Source organism: Bacteroidetes bacterium SB0662_bin_6 (genome assembly GCA_009839485.1).
GTDB lineage: Bacteria > Bacteroidota > Rhodothermia > Rhodothermales > VXPQ01 > VXPQ01.
Genome location: VXPQ01000024.1, coordinates 1 through 15,101, shown reverse-complemented (window position 1 = coordinate 15,101; position 15,101 = coordinate 1). Strand labels below are relative to the sequence as shown.

12 protein-coding genes and 1 pseudogene are annotated in these 15,101 nt (G+C 58.7%); 7 read left to right on the top strand and 6 right to left on the bottom strand.

Features of this window, described 5'->3' with window-relative positions; all coding sequences use genetic code 11:
• Positions 1-102: 102 nt before the first annotated feature.
• Positions 103-243, bottom strand: a complete 141-nt coding sequence (locus F4Y00_03775; GenBank protein ID MYE04073.1) for a hypothetical protein — start codon at positions 241-243, stop codon at positions 103-105.
• Positions 197-940, bottom strand: a pseudogene (locus F4Y00_03770) (hypothetical protein). The gene F4Y00_03775 and the pseudogene F4Y00_03770 overlap by 47 nt, the downstream one beginning before the upstream one ends.
• 252 nt (positions 941-1,192) lie before the next feature.
• On the opposite strand from F4Y00_03770, the gene F4Y00_03765 reads away from it, so the two are divergent.
• The 6 genes from F4Y00_03765 (at position 1,193) to F4Y00_03740 (ending at position 9,595) form a co-directional block, all read left to right on the top strand.
• The gene (locus tag F4Y00_03765; protein ID MYE04072.1) at positions 1,193-1,918 is read left to right on the top strand and encodes a TonB family protein; all 726 of its coding nucleotides are present in this window, start codon (positions 1,193-1,195) and stop codon (positions 1,916-1,918) included.
• Positions 1,919-2,114: 196 nt separating this feature from the next.
• Positions 2,115-4,499 carry a TonB-dependent receptor gene (locus tag F4Y00_03760; protein ID MYE04071.1) on the top strand — a complete coding sequence of 795 codons (2,385 nt, stop codon included), beginning with the start codon at positions 2,115-2,117 and terminating at the stop codon, positions 4,497-4,499.
• A 2-nt stretch (positions 4,500-4,501) separates the two neighbouring features.
• Entirely contained in the window at positions 4,502-5,554 is a 1,053-nt protein-coding gene (locus F4Y00_03755) for a DUF4249 domain-containing protein (GenBank protein ID MYE04070.1), read from the top strand.
• Between the two features lie 204 nt (positions 5,555-5,758).
• Positions 5,759-6,013, top strand: coding sequence for a hypothetical protein (locus F4Y00_03750; GenBank protein MYE04069.1), 255 nt, complete (start codon positions 5,759-5,761; stop codon positions 6,011-6,013).
• Positions 6,014-6,139: 126 nt separating this feature from the next.
• The gene (locus F4Y00_03745; GenBank protein MYE04068.1) at positions 6,140-9,079 is read left to right on the top strand and encodes a serine hydrolase; all 2,940 of its coding nucleotides are present in this window, start codon (positions 6,140-6,142) and stop codon (positions 9,077-9,079) included.
• A 153-nt stretch (positions 9,080-9,232) separates the two neighbouring features.
• Positions 9,233-9,595 (top strand): FmdB family transcriptional regulator, encoded by a 363-nt coding sequence (locus F4Y00_03740; GenBank protein ID MYE04067.1) that lies wholly within the window; start codon positions 9,233-9,235, stop codon positions 9,593-9,595.
• 68 nt (positions 9,596-9,663) lie between these two features.
• Here F4Y00_03740 and F4Y00_03735 read toward each other — a convergent pair whose 3' ends face one another.
• From F4Y00_03735 to F4Y00_03720, 4 genes are all read right to left on the bottom strand, one after another.
• Complete coding sequence (locus F4Y00_03735) at positions 9,664-10,449, bottom strand: ABC transporter permease subunit (GenBank protein ID MYE04066.1); 786 nt, start codon at positions 10,447-10,449, stop codon at positions 9,664-9,666.
• Positions 10,446-11,399: an ABC transporter ATP-binding protein gene (locus F4Y00_03730; protein ID MYE04065.1), complete on the bottom strand. Its 954-nt coding sequence runs from the start codon at positions 11,397-11,399 to the stop codon at positions 10,446-10,448. The genes F4Y00_03735 and F4Y00_03730 overlap by 4 nt, the downstream gene beginning before the upstream one ends.
• Before the next feature lie 52 nt (positions 11,400-11,451).
• Positions 11,452-12,345, bottom strand: a complete 894-nt coding sequence (gene cyoE, locus F4Y00_03725; protein MYE04064.1) for a protoheme IX farnesyltransferase — start codon at positions 12,343-12,345, stop codon at positions 11,452-11,454.
• Between the two features lie 147 nt (positions 12,346-12,492).
• A complete protein-coding gene (locus tag F4Y00_03720; GenBank protein MYE04063.1) occupies positions 12,493-13,440 on the bottom strand; it encodes a cytochrome oxidase assembly protein in 948 nt (315 codons plus the stop codon).
• A gap of 125 nt (positions 13,441-13,565) precedes the next feature.
• Between F4Y00_03720 and glmM the strand changes: the two genes are divergently transcribed.
• Positions 13,566-14,975 (top strand): phosphoglucosamine mutase, encoded by a 1,410-nt coding sequence (gene glmM, locus F4Y00_03715; GenBank protein ID MYE04062.1) that lies wholly within the window; start codon positions 13,566-13,568, stop codon positions 14,973-14,975.
• The last annotated feature ends 126 nt before the right edge of the window (positions 14,976-15,101 follow it).

Sequence of the window (15,101 nt, the reverse complement as noted above, 5' to 3'; positions counted from 1 at the left end):
GCCCGGGGAGTGTCCGTTGCGGGTGTGAAGCCTATGCAGAGATCCGGATACGGTTCCGGCTGAACGATTCCCAGTTCAGTTCGCCGTCCTTGATGCGTTGTTTCAGGACGGGAAATCCGGCAAGAAGCTCGGTGGCGGCAGGAGCGTTCGCATCCGCGAGCGCCAGCGCGGCGGCTTCTCGTTCCGCCTCGTTGTCGCTTGCCATAACCCGCTCGAGGTCGTGCAGGTACCCCTGGGTTGCAAAGGGGCCTACAGGGCGCCACAGTTCGGGGGAGACGGTGCGTCCGGCGGCCCATCGCTCGTGGGCGTAATCCACGAGCATACGGGCGAGGGCCGGGTTTATGCGCACGTCCAGCCCGATCACCTTGTACAGGATACTGTCGGTAAAGAGGGCCTTGAGCACCATCTGGTTCCATGCGCCCTCGTCGAAATACTCCGAGGGATAGGGGTTATGATGGGCGACGGCCTGGAGTACGGAGGTCATATTGCTGCGAATACCCTCCGCAGCGCGTGCGCGGAAGCGTTCCGGGAAGGGGTAGAGCGGCAACATCCGGTACAGCGCCGCCGACTCGCGCACATCAGCGGTCGAGAATATCTGCTCGACCATACCGACATAGGCGTTTTCGTCGCTTGCGGGAAAAGACAGGATCAGGAGGGCGCGAGCGGCTTCGTCGACACTCCAGGCGGCCGGATTCCAGCCCGGGCGCAGGGCGTCGGCCTGCGCAAGGTCCGCTTTGTCGAGCACAAGAGTTTCCTTGGGTATCCGGCGGGGTGTGCCGCTGAACGCCAGAAAACACTTGGAAGCGGGAGCGCCCCCTGAAATTTCCGCATGACGCGTGCTTAGCCATTGCATGGCTTCCTCACTGGCTTGCCGGGCAATCCATGTCAGGAGCTGCTCGCGCACACGGGGCAGATCGGCCTGATGCCGGGGGGTGTTCATGGTTTTTTTTGGGCCGGGCGGATTAGGGCACATGGTTATATCATGGGGATCCACAAAGTTAAGGATACTCTGATTAAATTCGTGTTTGTACGCGACTGTTTTGCACAGAAAATGGACGGGGCCAATCAGGAGCCTCCAGGGATCCCGGACCCTGCTGTCGTGTTCCATATCATGTCGTTTTTTCGTTTCAGGTATGCTTCTTTGCAAACGTTTCGGTGTCGCTTTTAGCGGCGCTTGCACACAGCGAATCCCATGAAAAAGAACGACTGGATCGGTTTGGGAGCCAGCATTGCGTTGCATGCCGGCGTGCTCCTCGGCTTTGCTTTTCTTACGGTAACGCAGGCTGATTCCCGGCAAATGGGATTTATAGAGGTGGAATTCGGTCCGTATGCGGAGAGCCGCACTTCGGAGGAGACCGTGGCCCCGGAAGCACCGCAGGAAACCCCGAGAGAACCTTCGCCGGCGCCGGAAGAAGCCAGACAGGTGGATCTGCCGGACCAGTTGCAACCTGTGGTCGAGGAAGATCAGGTGACAACGCCGGAGGTCGAGGAGATTTCCCCCGAACGGCAGAATAGCGAAGAAGCGACGGAAGAACCCGATCCGGAGCCCGAACCGCCGCCCATTCGCCCGCTTGGCAGCACAGTACCCAGCGAAGCCGATGAAACGCGCCCCGCTGAAACGGGAGAGGGGCTGGATGAATTGACTACCGCTCCCTTCGAAATAGAAGGGCTGAACCGTGATCCCATGTATGCCCCGGTTCCCGAGTATCGGACCCAGGTGAATGCGACGATCCGGGTGCGCATTACCGTCGATCCCCAAGGCCGGATCGTGCGGCGCTTTCTGCTGCTGAAGGGCGATGCTGATCTGGAGAAAGCCACGATGGATATTTTGCAGCGCTGGCGCTTCAATCCGCTGCCGCCCAACGCACCGCAGGAACCGCAGACGGGTATCGTCACGTTCCGGTTTCGCCTGGAATAACGGAAAAAATTACAGGAACCGGCCTTATTGTTCACCGTACAGCACGGTATACCTCTCTTTTTATTTCGTATACATCCCTGCGCTCGGCATAGAAATTGCTACTGTTTTAATCGAGCTTGACTAATCGTTTCTCGCACAGGAAGGGGTGTTGCTTTTCTCTTTTAGAACAGGTTCGTGGGCCGGGCGGAGGTCCAGCATGGGTTTCCTTCTCGCCGTATGCCTTTTTGGGGCAGGGGCTCTTTTAGCTTCTTCGGCGCATGCGCAGGATACCGGACAGGCGCAGCCCGTACCCCGCACCGTCAATGGGTATGTAGAGGACGCTTCGAGCGGGGAGCGGCTTCCGGGCGCCACGGTGAGTGTTCCGGAACTGGGTATTGGCTCGGTCACCAATCAATACGGTTTCTACAGCCTGACAGTCCGGCTCGATTCTTTGGTGCTCGCGTTCTCCTACCTCGGCTACGAGACCACTACGTACGCGCTGTCGCTTCCGGCGGATACGACGCTCGACGTTGCGCTTGCACCCTATGCCATAGATCTGGAGGAAATCGAAGTGGTTGCGCAAGCGGATTCCCCCATCGACGAGCCGCAGATGGGACGCCACGACGTGGCGGTGGAGCGGATACAGTCGCTGCCGGCTCTGCTCGGCGAGGTGGATATACAGAAGACACTGCAACTGTTGCCGGGGGTGCAGTCGGGGTCCGAGGGCCGGAGTGGATTTTACGTGCGGGGTGGAGGCCCCGACCAGAATCTCATTCTGCTGGATGGCCTTCCGCTGTACAACCCCACCCACCTGTTCGGTTTTCTGAGCGTTTTCAATGCGGATGCGATGAAGCACGTCGAGTTGATCAAGGGGGGCTTCCCGGCAAGGTACGGAGGCCGCCTTTCGTCCGTTGTGAACCTCACCATGAAGGAGGGCAATCTGAAAAAGTACAGTGGAGATGTGGGGACCGGGATTATCGCGTCGCGCGTGACGCTGGAAGGGCCGATCGTAAAGGACAAGGCTTCTTTTCTCTTTACCGGCCGGCGTACGCTCGCGGATCTCCTGGCGCGTCCTTTTCTGTCCGGAAGAAGAACATCAGGGGGCTACTTCTTTTACGATCTCAATTTCAAGGCGAACTATATCGCATCGAGAAAGGACCGCATTTACCTGAGCGGGTATTCGGGACGCGATCTGTTCTATATAAAGGACGAATGGGATGACGGGAAAGCCAAGGGAGACCTCGGCTGGCGTAACCGTCTCGGTGCGGTCAGGTGGAACCGGTTGCTTGGCAGCCGCACATTTTCCAACGTGCTGATAGGCGTGACGAATTACAGTTTCGCCATCGGCGTACACGAAGAGGACACGTTCGTGCCAGAGTCGTATAAAGATGAATCAAGGGTTGCTTACGTATCCGACATCCTTGATTTTACGGCGAAAATAGATGTGGAGCACCGCCCTTCGCCCAATCATTACCTGCGTTTCGGCGTGGAAGGGATTTCGCACCGTTTCAGTCCGGGCAGGCTCTGGTTCTGGTCGGTGTATTCGGGAGAGACAGACACGGATACCACCGTTACCTCGCCCATCGGAGTGGTGCGTTCCGGAGAAGTGGCGCTATATGCCGAAGACGACATGACGTTGTTTTCCGGTCTCAGAGTGAATGCAGGGCTTCGTCTTGCACATTATTTCGTGGATGACAAGGGGTATCCTTCGATCGAGCCGCGCCTGAGCATGAGTCGTCGCCTTGGGAGGCAGAACTCGGTCAAGTTGTCGTATGTGCGGATGCAGCAGCCGGTGCATTTCCTGACGGCCAGTACAGGGAATCCCTTTACGGATTTCTGGATTTCGGCGATGGATCGCATGCCTCCGCAAAAGAGTCATCAGGTGGCGGCCGGCGCCGTGCGAAGCATGAAGGCGGGGCGTTACGAAGCGTCCCTCGAAGGCTATTACAAATGGATGACCGACCTCATTGAATACAAGGCCGGGACGCAAACCTTCGATTCGGTGTTCAGGAACTGGCCCGATCTGATCGAAACGGGCCGCGGCGCTGCGTACGGTCTTGAGGTATTTCTGCAGAAGAAAACGGGTCGCCTGAACGGATGGATCGGGTATTCATGGGCGAAAGCCGTACGGGACTTCAGAAACCTGAATAACGGGGAAATCTTCCCGTACCGGTACGACCGGCGGCACGACGTATCGCTCGTGGCGCAGTATCGCCTGACCGCAAACAAGGAAATCTCGGCGGCCTGGGTATACGGCAGCGGGTATCCTGCGTGGCTACCCGTGGGCCGTCATGTGGTTACGCTGGATGACGACTATGACTATCGGCAGGGGGAAGACCGGGTATTGGTCGATTACGGACCGCGCAATGCGTCCCGCGTTGGATCGTACCACCGGCTCGATCTCGCCGTGCATTTCCGTAAGGAACGTTCATGGGGGACACGCACCCTCACATTCGGCGCCTATAATGCTTACAACCGGAGGAATCCCTTCGTGGTGTATCCCAAACAGCACACAAACAAGTTGGATGTGCCGATATTTTCCTTCAGGCAGTTGAGTCTGTTTCCGGTGCTTCCTGCTTTCGCATACCGCATCTCTTTCTGAATATGTCCGTACGATCGCTGTTCGTTGTTTTTCTTGCGGCGGGCGCATTGAGCGCCTGCGAGACGGTGGTGGACGTTGCGGTTCCCGAACATACTCCGCAGCTCGTGGTGCATGGCTTTTTTTCTCCCGACAGCGTATGGGCGGTCCGCTTGGACCGGAGTGCGGACATTACGGGGCTCGAGGATGTCCGGGGACTGTTCGTCCCCCATGCGACGGTAAGCGTGGCGGATGCAACCGGGAGTTTTTCGGAAACGCTTGCGCACGCCGGCGGCGGAATCTATCAATCAATTTCCGGCAGCCGTCCGGTTCCCGGCGTGGCGTATACGCTCCGGGCGGAAACTCCGGGACTGCCCGCCGTGCAGGCGGTTTCTTCCGTTCCTGCTGCGACGGCAAGTATCGTGGAACTGGGGCGTCTCGATACATCGAAAACACTTGTGGAAGTATACATAGACAGCTTTGGTAATCGCGAGGAGATTTATTCGTCCGGAAGGTACAGGGCCCGTTTTCGCATAACGGATCCTCCGGGGCCGAATTATTACAAGATCGAACTGTTCCAGTGGTCTCCCATTGGAGAAGAACGCTTCACTGGATACCGCCCTGTCGAGGACGAGCCTGGTAATCCAGCCGAGTTTCGGGAAATTAGCTTCGGTAGTAACGATACCTCGTTCCGGGGCGACGATTACGCCTATTTTTTTGACGAGCCGGAGTTAGACGGGGAATACGATTTTTATGGTGCTCTTTTCGCGGACGAACTGTTCGAAGGCAAGACAAAAGAATTCGAAATTACCTTTACCGCACGGTCTTTCGACACAGTGGAATCCCGATACGAACTGGAGTTTTCGGTCCTGAGCGCCGATTATTTCACATATCACCATACGGCGCTTTTGCAGGGGAGTTCGCTTGATGGGATAGCCATTGAAACGGCGTTGCTCCAAACCCCGCCTACTCCCTTGCATTCGAATATCGAGCAGGGCCTGGGCGTGTTCGCCGGCTATGCGGTCCATACGTTCGGCTTCGATGGGGAGGGGAATGTGTGGAGCGGGGAAGAGAGGTAAGGCACTCGTTTACCGCCTTCGCCCTGCACTATCACTTTTGAGCGGTTCGGATATAGCCTGCTCTATTACGGGCCCGTTTGCTCTGGTGCGTCATCTTGCAGAATCGGGGTCTTCGCATTAAGTTTGCACACGTATCGCTGAACGAGCAATTATTATAGACAAGTCGTTTTTCGGCTTTTCCTTCATTCTCTCACCGTTGTCCGGATGCCTGCTCCCCCGAACGAATCCCAGCAAACCGGTTACAGTCCATGGCCTTTCTTTTTGGGCTTTCTTGGTGTGGCGGGCGCTTTTTCGTTGTTGCCGAAAACCCTGAGGCGTGGACTTCGCCGGCTCGTCTTCGGCATCTTTTTTGAAATTACCGTGGTCGTGCTGGCCGGACTGCTCACCGAGAGAATGGTGAGTTACGTCACCAGTGAAAACGACGAGGAATATCTTCCCGAGCCGCCCCGGCACCGGTAGGATGCGGACAACCCGCCGTATGCGCTCCCGTTCGAAATAATGTCCTGACCGAACCATGCGGTACGATACGGCCGCCGTCCTCGTATACTTTCGCATACGGATCAGAATCTGCATGAGGGCTCTGTAATGTCTCGTTTGTTCAACCGTCGTTTTTTACTTGGGATTGTGCTGGCGCTCGGTGCGCTGATCGCTGCGTATGTGCTGATCCTGTCAGGCATTTTTTCCGGGCCTCCCGATGCAGACGACCTCTGGCCCGATACGGAAGCATGGGCTGAAGAGCAACTTCAGTCCATGACGCTGGAAGAAAAGGTTTCTCAACTGTTTTCCGTGCGCGCCTATGGCAGGATGATGGATCCGGAGGATGCCGCATACCAGGACCTCGTGGATCTGGTCGAGCGATTCGGACTTGGCGGCGTCACCTTTTTTCAGGGAAATCCATCGGATCAGATCGCGCTTATAAACGACCTGCAAGGGCGTGCGAAACTCCCGCTGCTCATTGCCCAGGACATGGAATGGGGCGCGGGGATGCGGGTGGACGAGGCGACGGTTTTTCCGCGGGCCATGGCGATGGGCGCCACACGAGACGTCGAATGGGCGCGCATGGCCGGGTACATCACAGGCCGGGAGGCGCGGGCTCTCGGGGCCCGGCACATCCTCGCTCCCGTAGCCGACGTGAACAACAACCCCGACAATCCTGTCATCAACACCCGGTCATTCGGCGAGCAGCCGGAACTGGTCGCAAGTATGGCGGCCGCCTTTGCATCCGGGCTTCAGGACGCCGGCGTGCTCGCCACGGCAAAGCACTTTCCCGGTCATGGGGACACTTCCGTCGATTCGCACCTGGCGTTGCCTGTACTGCTTTTTGGTCCCGACCGGCTGCATACCCTGGAACTCGTTCCGTTCCGGGAACTGGTGCAGGATAGTGTGATGAGCGTCATGGTCGCTCATCTTGCGCTTCCCCGGATCGAGCCGGACTCGACACTCCCCGCCAGTCTTTCGCCGCAGGTTATTACCGGCCTGCTGCGCGACGAGTTGGATTTCGATGGGCTCGTCGTTACGGACGCCCTGGATATGGCAGGCGTCACAGCGCATTTTACGGCGGAGGAGATTGCCGTTCGGTCTCTGCTGGCAGGTACCGATATGTTGCTGCTTTCGGAAGATCCCCGGGCAGCGCGCGATTCCGTGATGCAAGCTGTCGCAGAGGGCGTGATCACAGAAGAACGCATAGACGCCTCTGTGATGCGGATTTTACGCGCCAAAGCCTGGTTGGGACTGGATACGGACAGAAACATTGCTCAGGATCAGGACACCTTGCAAACAGACCTGGAAGAGCATAGGGCACTGAGCCTCGGTATTGCCCGGAAGTCGCTTACGCTGCTGCGGAATACGGGCGGCATACTTCCTCTTTCCGAGGAGGCCCGCACGTTGTGCGTTATCCTTTCGGACGGTTCGAACCCGTCCACGGGAAATCGTTTTCTTGCCGATTTGCTTCGCCACCGGCCCGGCATCACGGTAGACACATTGCGTCTTGACGGCAGGTCCGCCCCGGAAGACTACGAGGCCGCTTTGGAGCAGAGCGATGCATACCCGTTTGTCGTGGTCTCCGCGTTTCTGCGCGCCCGCCCCCGGATTGCAGAAACCGGGGACGAGGAAAACGCCCCCGAAGACCCGCAAAAAGATTTTCTGGCGCGCCTTGTGGAATACGGGCCTCCGGTAGCGCTCGTTTCGTTCGGCGACCCATACATCGTACGGGGTATGGCGCAGCCCGCTTCCTACCTGATTGCATACAGTGCTTCGGAGGTTTCTCAGACGGCTGCTGCCGATGCGCTTACCGGGCAGGCCGATATTACCGGCCGTCTGCCCGTCAGTATACCCGACCTGTATGCATTCGGAGACGGCATGGATTTGTTCCAGCAGTCCATCCGAACAGGATATCCTGCAGAAGTCGGCCTGAACGGCATGGTCATCAGTCGCCTCGACACACTGATCCGGAACGCCATCGACAGCACGGCTTTTCCGGGGGCTGTTGTTGCGATAGGGCGCAACGGGGTGGTCGCCAAACTGGAAGCATACGGTCACTTCACCTACGACGAGGAACGGCCTGTCGCCACGACCTCGTCGTTTGACCTCGCTTCGCTCACCAAGGTGGTCGCGACGACGACCGCCGCGATGCAATTGTACGACGCCGGCAAGCTACAGCTCGACACGCCGGTAGCGGATTATCTCCCCAGATTCCGGCAGTCCGGCAAGGAAAACGTTACGATCCGGCACCTGCTTACCCACACCTCCGGGCTTATTCCGTACCGGCGGTTTTACGAAACGGGTACCGTCGCGCGCGAGGCCCTCCTCGATTCCGTGCTGGCGGAATCGCTGGAATATGAACCGGGCACGGAGATGCGCTACAGCGATTTCAGCATGATCGCCCTCATGCTGGTCATAGAGCGGATTACCGGGCAACCCTTCGACGAATATGCCGAGGAGCATATTTTCGAGCCGCTTGGCATGCACGATACCGGATTCATGGCGTCCGGCTCGCCCAATCCGGACGTAGTGCCTACCGAACGGGACCGCACATTCCGAAGGCGGCTTGTCCAGGGAGAAGTGCATGATGAAACCGCCTGGATTCTCGGAGGGGTTTCGGGGCATGCCGGGTTGTTTTCCACGGCCGAGGACCTGGTGAAATTCGCCCATATGCTGCTTGACGAAGGGCGCGTGGACGGGAAGCCGTTTATTTCGCCGGAAACCCTCCGCCTGTTCACGACCGTACAGGAGCCGGGTCTCAGCACGCGAGCGCTCGGATGGGATACGAAGAGCCCGGAAGGCTATTCGTCCGCTGGTGCAGGTTTCGGCCCCAACAGTTTCGGACATACCGGTTTTACCGGCACATCATTCTGGGTCGATCCCGACACGGGTCTGTTTGTCATTCTGCTCACGAACCGGGTGTATCCGACGCGCAACAACCGGAGAATCACGGAGATCCGGCCGCGCGTCGCCGATCAGGCGCACGGTTCCATACTCGGTCCGGCCACCTTTATGCTCCCGGACAGCCTTTTCGAGGTGCGTTAGGCAAATCATTACAGTGTGTTGTCGGACAACGGGTTACGGAAAACGCGACATACTGATTTGCACATCTTCCGGAACATCTTTCCGGTTTCGTCTTTCTGCTTTGTCGCCGTATGACGGCGATCACATTCCTTGCCGACCGATTGCTGACGAAATATGCCGACCTACGTATACCGGCGCGAAGACGGTTCGACGTTCGAAATCGATCAGCGCATTACTGCAGACGCGCTGACGATATGTCCGGAAACCGGGCAGAAAGTGGAACGCATCATTACCGGAAGCGCCGGGCTTATCTTCAAGGGAAGCGGCTTTTACCTGACCGACTATGTGCGGGGGAATGGCGGAAGCGAGAAGCGGGGAGTCAACGGTAACGGCGAAAGCAGGGAATCGGCCGCAAAGGGTTCGGAAAAAAACGACGCCGCGGCCGGGGAATCTTCCTCATCCGGGGAAAAAGCCGCTGCAGGCGGCAAGGCAAGCAAGGAGTCTTCAGGAAGCGCTTCGGCGAAGTCGGAAGGGTGATTCCGGTTGCTCGGGGAAGTGCGGCTACGGAATTCTCAGCGGTGATGTTGCAGGCCGAATCCCATTTTTTACCGGAACTCCCTGACGGATTTCCTGCTGGTGCGAGCGGCAAGGATCAGCATGATCGCCGCAAAAAGACCGGTTACGGCAAGGGAAAGGGCGAACGAAGAAGCATCGATAGGCGGGTCCTGCGGCCAGTACATTGCGGTGCGCAGTGCGGCGATTCCATGTGAAAGCGGATTTAGCCGGATGGCCCATTGCAAGGTGGCCGGGGCGCCTTCGGCGGGAAAGAACGCGCCCGATAATACCCACAGAGGAATCATGCAGAGGTTCATCACGGCATGGAAGCCCCGTGTGGTGCGGCTCTGCCAGGCAACGACGATGCCCACTGCGGCGAAACCGAACGCGACAAGCGCCATGATACCCACCATAAGGACAAAACCGAGGAGGGTCGGTACATGGCCCGTCAGGGGAAGCACGGCAAAAAACAACAGACCTTGTCCCACGGCGAGCGTGGTGCTTCCCAGTGCAGCGCCCAGCACGAGAGACAATCTGCGCACCGGCGCTGCCAGTGCGGCCTGCAGGAAGCCGCTGTGGCGTTCTTCTACAATGGAGATCGTCGAGAAGATGGATGTGAAGAGCGCCACGAGCGCGATCATGCCCGGAAACAGGAATTCCAGGTAGGGTATATCCATGCCGGAAGGAGTCGGCGGTCTGAAGGAGCCCCGGAAACCGAACCCGAGGAGCAACCAGACGACGACGGGTTGCAGCATGGCCCCGGCGACCCGGTTCCCGTCCCGTACGAACTTGACCACTTCCCGGCGCCAGAGCGCAGGCACGGCATGCATTTTCATGACACTGTTTCTCCGGCCGGCAGCCCGTTTTCGTGAAGGCTGTGCCCCGTATGCACCATGAAGACATCTTCGAGCGTGGGGCGCCGGATGGTGACTGACCGGATGGCAGCGCCGGCGGTTTCGTAGACGGGGGACAGCAGATCATGGGCATTGGGCCCGGAGAGCTGTACGCGCACACCGATCACCTGCGCCGAAACACCGAATTGCCTGACTATGCATTCGGCAAGGTCTTGCGGGTCGTCGCATTCGATCCACAGCGTTTCTTCCCCGACGGCCTGTTTAAGCGAGGCCGGAGTGCCTTGAGCCACTACCCGTCCCCGGTCCAGAATTGCGAGGTAGTCGCAACGGTCGGCCTCCTCCATGAGATGCGTGGCCAGTACAATGGTGGTTCCCTCCTGGCGTCGGAGACGGTCGATAGCTTCCCGCAGCGCCTGCCGGGCTGCCGGATCCAGTCCGGTAGCCGGTTCGTCGAGCAACAGGAGCGGCGGTGCGTGCAGGAGACCCCGTACCAGGTCGACGCGGCGTTTCAGGCCGCCGGAAAGGCGTTCCGTGCGTTCGTGGAGCCGTTCCTCCAACCCGAAAAGCGGCAGTAGTCTGGCGAGGCGCTCCTGAAATGCGCTGCGCTGCAGGCGATACAGAGACGCATGGGTCCGCAGATTTTCCAGTACGGTCAATTCGTCATCAAGGGCCACACCCTGAAAAACGATGCCGGTATGTTGCCGAACGCGGGCAGGATGTGTTCCGGGGTCGGCCCCGAAGATGCGCACCGAACCTTCCGATGGATTCAGAAGTGTTGCAAGGATGCGAAACAGGGTGGTTTTTCCGCTGCCGTTCGGGCCGAGGAGGCCATAGAAACTTCCCTGCGGTACGGTCAGGGAGATGTTATCCAGTGCGGTAAGCGATCCGTAGCGGTGGGTGAGATCGTCGATATGGACGGGATGAACCGGCATGGAAATGCTTGCAGAGGCGGGAACCGGTCAGATACGTACCGACGGCCGATTCTTAAAAGAGATTGCCGAACAGGATGCGATCAATAAGAAGGACGAGAATGAGTGCCGGGATGTACCGTATGGATATGTTCAGAACACGCCGGGCATCCTGGATTTCCCTGCTGCGGTGGAAGGCGAGCGCAGCATGCAGAAACCATGCGCCCAGTACAACGGCGCCGATGGCATAGCCCCATCCGGTGAGAGACAGGGCAACAGGCCAGAGGCTCAGCGCGAAAAGAAGGATGGTGAAGAAAAGGGTTTGCCGCGTGGTCGAACGGCCCGACGGATCCGCCACAGGAAGCATGGCATATCCGCCCCGTTCATAATCCTTGCGATACATCCAGGCGAGCGCAAGAAAATGCGGCATTTGCCATGCAGCGAGGATGGAGAACGCGGCGATGCCGCCCCAGCCGATCGATCCGGTAGCCGCCGTCCATCCGCCCAGCGCAGGCAAAGCGCCCGGAAGCGTACCCACCAGGGTGTTCCATTGGGAACGGCGCTTGAGAGGAGTGTATGCGAACAGATAGAGCAAAACCGTTGCCAGTGCCAGCACGCCGGTAAGCGGATTGACGAGCGGGCACAACAGCCCGATCCCTGCCGCAGCCAGAATGGCCCCGAAATACAGTGCTGCCGATGGGGAGATTCGCCCCGAGGGGAGGGGACGATTCATCGTCCGGCGCATGGCGCCGTCATAATCTCTTTCTATCCAGTGATTCAGCGCGCCTGCGCCTGCACTCGTGAGCGTGACGCCGATAAGAAAAAGGGCAAGGCGTCCGAAGTCGATAAATTCTGCAGGCGCAAGGAAAAACCCTCCGACGGATGACAGCGCGACGAGCAGCGTGATTTCAGGTTTCGCCAGCTCGATATAGGAGCCAAGGGTACTCGACCGGGAACGGCCCGGGTGCATCGCATGGGCCGCGCCGGTTTTTGCGCCAGGCGCAAGCGCATTGCGAGGGATTTCTTCGGAAGGGCGTTGCGGCACGAGCGTACGTGTCGGGACGAGTGGATAGGTATCCTTAAAATATAACGGATTTCGCGTTAGGGAGTGTGGGTTTCAGGTGAACTCTTTAGGGCCTGTTAGCCGGTATGCACCGAGGACAGCCAGCACGGAAGCGGCCATCAGGAGGGCCCCGATGACCATATGAGAGGTGTTCACCACCACCTGAAGGTTACTCGGTTCGAGCATGCCGGCGTCGTCCAGCGTGACCACATAGGCTGTCACGCCCAGGAGGATTTGCGCCCCCACGAGAATTACGAAGAAGCGCACGGCGGGATACAGCACGCGCGTGGCCCGAAAGTTTTTGGAAACGCATCTGAACAGATAAGCGATCGCGACGGTCACGAAAATGGCGCCGCAAATATGGAGGACTACAAGGACCGGATCGATGCCTGTGCCCGGATGACGGAGCAGCGCGCCGAGGATAATCTGGACATACAGGAGGGCGAGGGTTACGAGCGATATCCGCCATGGGGCGGACGGGTTTCCAGCGTCAGAAATCTTTGTGTGTTTTTCCAGCCAGGCGTTGGACGTAAACAGGGCCATCGCAACGATAAGACCGAGGAACAGTTGCGCCATACAGGCATGAACCACGGCAAGATCCAAAGAAAGCCACACGACCCGCAGTCCGCCGAGCACACCTTGCAAGGACACGAGCACCACAGCAATGATCGCAAGGTTTTTCAGCCACCTGCGCGGCTCGGCGATCCAGGTCCACACGGCGAGGATCACGGTCAGCACTCCCGTCAACATGCCGAGGAGACGATGACCGTGCTCGGCCAACACGGGGGTGAGTTTCCACCATTCCGGCCAGGGGTTGAAGGGATCGTACGAATTGAATGACGAAGGCCAGTCCGGGACGGCAAGGCCCGCATTGATACTGGTCACGAAGGCGCCCCACGCCATGAGCAGGATGGTGGAGAGGCCGGTCAGGACGGTGAATCGATGCCGCCACCGCATTTCGGCGCGGGGCGGATCCACAGGCATGTGCGGAAGGTTCATCATGCAAAAGCAGTTGCCGGAAAGAAGGGCTCGCGGAGGCGGTCGGGATGACCGCGACGCGGCGTGAGTTGCATAGTGGTAACAGGCCCTAACGCCGTTCTGTTCAGAGTATTCTGTACATTTTACGTATGTCGACGACACTTATCGCCTCTGTTTCAGGAATTCGCGGCATTTTCGGCAACGGACTGGACCCCGAAGTGCTTGCCCGCTATGCCGGCGCCTATGGCGCATGGTGCCTTCGGCGGGCTGCTTCTGCGGGGCGGGATCCGGTGGTGGTCGTTGGGCGCGATGCCCGCGTCAGCGGGGAAATATGCGCTTCCATCGTAATCGCCACGCTGCGAAGCGCGGGTATCGATGTGGTCGATACCGGGCTGGCCACCACACCCACGGTCGAAATGGCCGTGACTGCCCTAAGCGCTTCGGGGGGAATCGTCCTGTCGGCCTCGCACAACCCGCCCGAATGGAATGCGCTGAAGCTATTGAATGAAAAGGGCGAATTTCTCAGTCCGGAGGAGGGGAAGGAAGTACTGCACCTTGCCGAAAGCGGGAAAGCGGACGTAGCTCCACCGAATTCTCCGGGTGGATACAGACAGGAAGATTTCCTTGCGTATCATATCGACCGCATTCTTGCCCTCGAATACATAGATGTCGAGACCATTGCCCGCAAGGATTTTTCCGTGGTGATCGATGCCGTCAATTCTGTGGGCGGCATTGCCTTGCCGCCCCTGCTGAAGCGGCTGGGGGTCCGGGAAGAGCGTATTCACTGCCTGCATTGCGAGCCTACGGGCCTTTTTGCGCACCCCGCCGAGCCGCTTCAGGAGCATCTTTCCGAGTTGATAGAGACCGTGGCCGCAATGGATGCGGATGCAGGGTTTGCAGTAGATCCCGACGCGGACCGTCTGGCCCTGGTGGCTGATGGCGGAACGTACATGGGCGAAGAGTTGACCCAGGTGATTGCCGCTGACTTCATGTGGCGGATCCGGGCGGGCTCGTTTGTTACCAACCTTTCTTCCTCGCGCGCCATCGATGATGTGGCTGTCTCATTCGGCCAGCAGGTGTTTCGCTCGCCGGTGGGGGAGATTCATGTGGTGAAGAAAATGCAGGAGGCGGGTGCGGTGCTGGGGGGCGAGGGCAATGGCGGCGTCATTCTGCCCGATCTGCATTACGGGAGAGATGCCCTCGTGGGCGCTGCGCTCGTTTTGCAGCACATGGCGAATCGCAGCGAGTCGCTTTCGGCCATGAAGGCGCGTCTTCCGAAGTACGTGTTGAGCAAGAACAAGGTGTCTGTGGGTGAACATGATCCCGGAAGCTTGCTTGCCGCCCTGGCGGAGCGCTACCGGGAGTATGACACGAACACCATCGACGGTCTCAAGATCGACTTCGAGGATGCATGGGTGCACCTGCGCAAATCCAATACGGAACCCATTGTCCGTATTTATGCAGAGGCGCCCTCGCAGAAGCGTGCCTCAAAGCTGGCTGCCCGGTTTATTGCCGAAATCGAAACGGCGGCAAACGATAGCTCCGTTTCGGACCGCTGAGCGGCACAAAAAAGGCGGAGCCCGCTTTTGCAGGTTCCGCCTTTTTTTGTGTACTCCGTGTTGAACGGGGCCTGGCCTAAAAGCCCATTCCGCCGCCCATGCCTCCGGGCATGCCTCCTCCGTGAT

Excerpts from the sequence above, each read along its gene's own strand:
- F4Y00_03720 (MYE04063.1), bottom strand. The coding sequence starts at position 13,440 with ATGATGAACCTTCCGCACATGCCTGTGGATCCGCCCCGCGCCGAAATG.
- F4Y00_03740 (MYE04067.1), top strand. The coding sequence starts at position 9,233 with ATGCCGACCTACGTATACCGGCGCGAAGACGGTTCGACGTTCGAAATC.
- F4Y00_03750 (MYE04069.1), top strand. The coding sequence starts at position 5,759 with ATGCCTGCTCCCCCGAACGAATCCCAGCAAACCGGTTACAGTCCATGG.
- F4Y00_03760 (MYE04071.1), top strand. The coding sequence starts at position 2,115 with ATGGGTTTCCTTCTCGCCGTATGCCTTTTTGGGGCAGGGGCTCTTTTA.
- F4Y00_03730 (MYE04065.1), bottom strand. The coding sequence starts at position 11,399 with ATGCCGGTTCATCCCGTCCATATCGACGATCTCACCCACCGCTACGGA.
- F4Y00_03745 (MYE04068.1), top strand. The coding sequence starts at position 6,140 with ATGTCTCGTTTGTTCAACCGTCGTTTTTTACTTGGGATTGTGCTGGCG.
- F4Y00_03765 (MYE04072.1), top strand. The coding sequence starts at position 1,193 with ATGAAAAAGAACGACTGGATCGGTTTGGGAGCCAGCATTGCGTTGCAT.
- cyoE (MYE04064.1), bottom strand. The coding sequence starts at position 12,345 with ATGCACCCGGGCCGTTCCCGGTCGAGTACCCTTGGCTCCTATATCGAG.
- glmM (MYE04062.1), top strand. The coding sequence starts at position 13,566 with ATGTCGACGACACTTATCGCCTCTGTTTCAGGAATTCGCGGCATTTTC.
- F4Y00_03735 (MYE04066.1), bottom strand. The coding sequence starts at position 10,449 with ATGAAAATGCATGCCGTGCCTGCGCTCTGGCGCCGGGAAGTGGTCAAG.
- F4Y00_03755 (MYE04070.1), top strand. The coding sequence starts at position 4,502 with ATGTCCGTACGATCGCTGTTCGTTGTTTTTCTTGCGGCGGGCGCATTG.